This is a genomic window from Pseudomonadota bacterium, assembly GCA_039815145.1.
GTDB lineage: Bacteria > Pseudomonadota > Gammaproteobacteria > Steroidobacterales > JBCBZW01 > JBCBZW01.
In genome coordinates this window covers 1-5,179 of the sequence record JBCBZW010000219.1, presented here as the reverse complement: position 1 = coordinate 5,179, position 5,179 = coordinate 1, and the positions used below count along the sequence as shown (strand labels likewise).

5 protein-coding genes are annotated in these 5,179 nt (G+C 67.8%); 1 reads left to right on the top strand and 4 read right to left on the bottom strand.

Annotated elements, in window-relative coordinates:
• The 4 genes from AAF184_24580 to cysK form a co-directional block, all read right to left on the bottom strand.
• A partial coding sequence (locus tag AAF184_24580) for a cytochrome b/b6 domain-containing protein (protein MEO0425533.1) occupies window positions 1-586 on the bottom strand: 586 nt, incomplete at its 3' end.
• A gap of 6 nt (window positions 587-592) precedes the next feature.
• Complete coding sequence (gene ald / locus AAF184_24575; GenBank protein ID MEO0425532.1) at window positions 593-1,711, bottom strand: alanine dehydrogenase; 1,119 nt, start codon at window positions 1,709-1,711, stop codon at window positions 593-595.
• An 18-nt stretch (window positions 1,712-1,729) separates the two neighbouring features.
• Window positions 1,730-2,140 (bottom strand): heme-binding protein, encoded by a 411-nt coding sequence (locus tag AAF184_24570; protein ID MEO0425531.1) that lies wholly within the window; start codon window positions 2,138-2,140, stop codon window positions 1,730-1,732.
• Window positions 2,141-2,257: 117 nt separating this feature from the next.
• On the bottom strand, window positions 2,258-3,220 hold the full coding sequence (gene cysK / locus AAF184_24565) for a cysteine synthase A (GenBank protein ID MEO0425530.1): 963 nt from the start codon (window positions 3,218-3,220) through the stop codon (window positions 2,258-2,260).
• A gap of 298 nt (window positions 3,221-3,518) precedes the next feature.
• Between cysK and AAF184_24560 the strand changes: the two genes are divergently transcribed.
• Complete coding sequence (locus AAF184_24560; protein MEO0425529.1) at window positions 3,519-5,006, top strand: wax ester/triacylglycerol synthase family O-acyltransferase; 1,488 nt, start codon at window positions 3,519-3,521, stop codon at window positions 5,004-5,006.
• Window positions 5,007-5,179 lie beyond the last annotated feature (173 nt).

Here is a 5,179-nt window from a genome sequence, read left to right as displayed (position 1 = left end):
CCGCCTTGCGCCCCGTGATCATCGGACCTATCAGATTCTGTCGCTTGCGCGCGGCATACCAGCTGATGGCGAGCAGGTGTAGGCCGATCACCCAAGGGATCAGTTGGCCGTTGATCTTGTGCACGGTGGTGAGTCTCTCCGCCCACGCCGTCGGGATCGCGCCGTTCCACGGGCCGAAGTAGGCGAGTTCGTCGCTCGCGAACAACCCCGTGGTGGCTTGCACTGCCAACATGCCCAGCATGAGCAGGATGGCCATGGCGCCGAGGGGGTTGTGGCCAGGGCTCGGCGCGCTGTCTCGCTGGGCCAGGGTCCTGGCGTAGCGCAGGACGTGCGCCGGCCCCTTCAGGAAGCTCGCGAAGCGCGCATGGCGCGACCCCACGACCCCCCAAAGCACGCGGAACGCCACCAGACCGAGGGTGATGTAGCCGAGCAGCATATGCGCGTCCAGCAGATCGAAGGCGTTGGCCGTGATCCAGGAGCTCGGGACCAGCAGGGCGAACGCCCAGTGCACGGCCCGCGTCGGCCAGTCCCAGATCTTGACTGGGCCTGGCCGAGACGGGGTGTTCTCCTGCGTCGCCTCAGGCAAGGGCGGTCAGGCGGACAGCGCGGCGGCGGGCGCCACGTAGGGATGGCCGAGGGACTCCGCCACCGGTTGGCAGGTGATCTTGCCGGCGTGCACGTTGAGGCCGTTGCGCAGATCCGCGTCGGTGGTGATCGCCTTGGCGAGGCCCATGTTGGCCAGCTTCACCACGTAGGGGAGGGTGGCGTTGTTCAGGGCGAAGGTGGACGTGCGCGGCACGGCGCCCGGCATGTTGGCGACGCAGTAGTGCACCACCTCATCGACCACGTAGGTGGGGTCCTCGTGGGTGGTGGCCTTCGAGGTCTCGAAGCAACCGCCCTGGTCGATGGCCACGTCCACCACCACTGAGCCTGGCTTCATGCGCGAGATGATGTCGCGCGTGAGCAGCTTCGGCGCGGCGGCGCCGGGGAGTAGCACCGCGCCGACCACCAGGTCGGCCTCCAGCGCGTAGTGCTCGATGGCCTCGCGCGTGGAGTACACGCAGGAGATGCGTCCGGAGTAGTCGATGTCGAGCTGGCGCAGGCGCGCGATGGAGCGGTCGAGGATGGTGACCTCCGCGCCCATGCCCTTGGCGATGTAGGCGGCGTTGTCGCCCACGATGCCGCCGCCGATGATCAGCACCTTCGCGGGGGCCACGCCAGGCACGCCGCCGAGCAGGGTGCCGCTGCCGCCCTGGGCGCGCTCCAACGCGTGGGCGCCGGCCTGGATCGACAGGCGCCCCGCCACCTCACTCATGGGGGCCAGGAGCGGGAGTGAGCCGCCCGGGCCGGTGATGGTCTCGTAGGCGACGGAGCTGCTACCGCTCTTGATCAACGCGTCGGTGATCTCCGCGGCGGCGGCCAGGTGCAGGTAGGTGAACAGCAGCTGGCCCTCGCGCAGCATGGCGCACTCGGGGAGCTGCGGCTCCTTCACCTTCACGATCATGTCGGCCTGGGCGAACACTTCCGCCGCCGTGTCCACCACGGTGGCGCCCGCCTGGCGGTAGTCCTCATCCGTCAGGCGAATGCCTGCGCCCAGTTGGGTTTCCACCACCACCTGGTGGCCGTGCATGACCACCTCGCGCACGCTGGCGGGCGTGAGGCCGGCACGAAACTCGCGGTTTTTGATTTCCTTCGGTACCCCGATGAGCATGTCCTACTCCCCTTGGTGTTATTGCTTGCCGGCGAGGGCAGCTGCCCCGGCCCTGGCGATTTGTCCATCCTGTTGGGAGCGCACGCCGCTGATGCCGATGGCGCCCACCACCGTGCCGTCTATCTCGAGGGGCACGCCACCCTCCACGGCGACCACGCTCGGCATGGCGAGGTAGCCCTGGCGACCGGACCCCACCATCTCCTCGAAGGCGGCCGTGGGGCGCTTGAAGAGCACCGCGCTGCGTGCCTTGGCGATGGCGACATCGACGCTGCCGAGCTGCACGCGATCGTCGCGCTGCAGGTAGATGATGTGTCCACCGTCGTCCAGCACGGCGATGACCACCGGCCAGTCGTTGGCCACGGCTTCTTCTTCGGCGGCTTCGGCCACGCGGCGAGCCGCGGCCAAGCCGATAGAGGTCTTAGTCGTCATGCGGTGTTGCCCCCTTCGCCACAAGGAAAACCGGGCCCGCCAAAGGGCGGGCCCGGAGATTGGGGGGACAAGTCTAGCGGAGTCGCGGCGGCGGGAGGTGGCGAAGTGCGCTGCGTCCTAGATAGTAGGTTGGCCGGCGAGCCACTCGTCGTCCGAGTCCTCGCTGATCTCGCCGAACAGCGGCGTCGTGTAGTAGCGCTCCGCCGTGTCCGGCAGCATGGCGAGGATCACGCTGCCGGGGCTGGCCTTGGCCGCCACCTTGAGCGCCGCCGCCAGGGTGCCGCCGCCGGACACGCCCGTGAAGATGCCCTCCTTGGCCGCCAGGGCGCGTGAGGTCTCCATGGACTCGACGTCGGACACGGGCACGTTCTCATCGAAGATTTCGCGGTTGAGTACGTCGGGCACGAAGTCGGGGGTCCAGCCCTGGATCTTGTGCGGCTGCCACTCCTGGCCGGCGAGCAGGCGAGCGTTGTCCGGCTCGGTGGTGACGATGGTCACCTCCGGGCGCGCGAGTTTGATCATCTCGCCGGCGCCGGACATGGTGCCGCCCGTGCCCCAGCCGGTGACCCAGTAGTCGAGGCGTCGGCCGGCGAAGTCGCTCAGGATCTCCGGCCCCGTGGTGCTGCGGTGGAAGGCGGGGTTGGCGCTGTTGGTGAACTGGCTGGCCCAGAACCAGCCATGCTTCTCCGAGAGCTCCTGGGCCTTCTTCACCATGCCCGTGCCGCGCTCGGCGGCCGGGGTGAGGATCACCTTGGCACCGAGCAATTTCATTAGTTTGCGGCGCTCCTTGGAGAAGCTGTCCGCCATGACGGCGACGAAGGGGTAGCCGCGAGCGGCGCAGACCATCGCCAGCGCCACGCCCGTGTTGCCCGAGGTGGCCTCCACGACCGTTTGCCCCGGGGACAGCGCACCGCTGCGTTCGGCATCCTGGACGATGCCCCAGGCCAAGCGGTCCTTTACCGAGGCGCCGGGGTTGAAGGCTTCCACCTTCACGTAGAGATCGACGTGGTCCGGGGCGATGTGGTTGAGCCGTACCACCGGCGTTGAGCCGATCGTGTCGATGATGCTGTCGTAGATCATGCGCGCGTTCCCTTTCCTTCGGGCGAGCCGTTGTTGGACGATGATCGCGTTTTCGACGCGATACGCCGGCGTTCGTGGCCATCGGGGTCGTTCGATTCGTCATTTGTGCCGCAATGCGGCAAACTGAGTCCACATCGAACGAGGCCTCGCAGCTAGCCCGAAAGAATAAACGGCGAAGGAGGGCGAGCAGAACGACTTTATGTCGACGGCCTTATAGCGCAATCGAATATGCTGGACGGAGCGGCCGAATCGACGCGGTGGCGCGCCCGGCAGCGGGGCTCGGCCCCGAGGATATTGAATGGATCAACTGAGCGGTATCGACGCCACTTTCCTCTACCTGGAAACCCCCAAGGCGCCCATGCACATCGGCGGCGTGCTGTTCTGTGCACCCGCCAACCCGGATGATCGCGGTCTCGATTTTCAGAGCTTCCGCGCCCTGGTGGAGTCGCGCTTGCACGTGAGCCCGGTGTTCCGTCGGCGAGTGGTGCACGTGCCTCTGGACCTGGACAACCCTTTCTGGGTGGAAGACCCGCACTTCAACCTGGACGCGCACGTGAGCTACATGGCCTTGCCGGGCAAGCGTAGCTGGACGGAGATGCGCCACCTTCTCGAGCACCTGTTCTCCGTGCCCCTGGATACGCGCCGCCCCCTGTGGTCGCTGACCTTCGTCGAGGGACTGGACGGCATCGAGGGGCTGCCGCCGGGCTCCTTCGCCGTGGTGCATAAGATCCACCACGCCGCCGCCGACGGCATGAGTGGGCGGGATCTGCTCACCTGCCTGCTCGATCCCACGCCCGAGGTGCGTGAGTTCCCGGGCCACGCGAGGTGGATGCCGGATATGCAGCCCTCCCTGGCGCAGCTGCTCACCAGCACGGGGCTCGGCCTGCTCAAGCGACCCTTCGGCATCGCGCGCACCATGGGGTCCGTGGTCGGCGGGGCCCTCAACATCGGCCGCGATCTGCTGCTGGCGGGCACCAAGGAGCGTGACGTGCACCTCACGGGGCCGCGCACACGCCTCAACGTGCCCGTAGAGCCGCAGCGCGTGTTCGGTGCCGTTCGCCTGCCGCTCTCGTCCCTGCGCGCCGCGCGGGGCCTGGTGGCGGGCGCCAGCCTCAACGATGTGGTGCTCACCGTCTGCGCCGGTGCCCTGCGCCGCTATCTGCAGGCCAACGCGGAATTGCCCGCCCAGCCCCTTACGGCGTTGGTGCCTATCTCGGTGCGCCGCTCCGTGCTCGAGGCCAACAACAACCGCCTGAGTGCGATGATCGTCTCCCTCGCCACCCTCGAGGCAGACCCGGTGGCGCGCCTCGAGGCCGTCCACGGCAGCGTGCGCTTGAACAAGGACTACGCCGAGGCGATCGGCGCGCGCACGCTCTCGGACGTGGCGCAGGTGGTGCCCTTCACCCTCGGCATCGCCGCCTCAAGGCTCTACTCGCGGATGAAGATGGCGCTCTACCACCCGCCCCTGTTCAACCTGGTCATCACCAACGTGCCGGGTCCGCGCCGACCGCTCTACTTCAACGGCGCGCGCGTGCTGAGCACCTTGGGGACGGCGCCGATCATCGACGGCTTAGGCATGATCATCGTGGTCACCAGCTACTCGGACGAGATGTCCATCAGCGTCACGGCCTGCCCGTCCGTGCTGCCGGACGTTGAGTTCTTCGAGCAGTGCCTTCGCGAGTCCATGGATGAGATCGATGTGGCCGTGAGCGAGCAGGCGGCCATCGCGCGGCGCGGATCGCCGACGCCCTTGCGGGCGGTACCGAGCGGAGGCCAGGGCGGTTGATCGCGATGGTGGATGAGAAGATTTCGAGGCCGTCGCTGCTGAACCAGGCCCTCGAGGCGCGGGTGGGCATGGAGATCGCGGCGACCCTGAGCACCTATCCTCTGCTGCGCCAGGCGCCCCGTGGCGACGGCCACCCGGTGCTCGTGCTGCCCGGGTTTTTGACCAACAGCCTG

What these genes read in the sequence shown, in the direction of transcription:
- ald (MEO0425532.1), bottom strand. Translation starts at nt 1,711, where the DNA reads ATGCTCATCGGGGTACCGAAGGAAATCAAAAACCGCGAGTTTCGTGCC.
- AAF184_24570 (MEO0425531.1), bottom strand. Translation starts at nt 2,140, where the DNA reads ATGACGACTAAGACCTCTATCGGCTTGGCCGCGGCTCGCCGCGTGGCC.
- cysK (MEO0425530.1), bottom strand. Translation starts at nt 3,220, where the DNA reads ATGATCTACGACAGCATCATCGACACGATCGGCTCAACGCCGGTGGTA.
- AAF184_24560 (MEO0425529.1), top strand. Translation starts at nt 3,519, where the DNA reads ATGGATCAACTGAGCGGTATCGACGCCACTTTCCTCTACCTGGAAACC.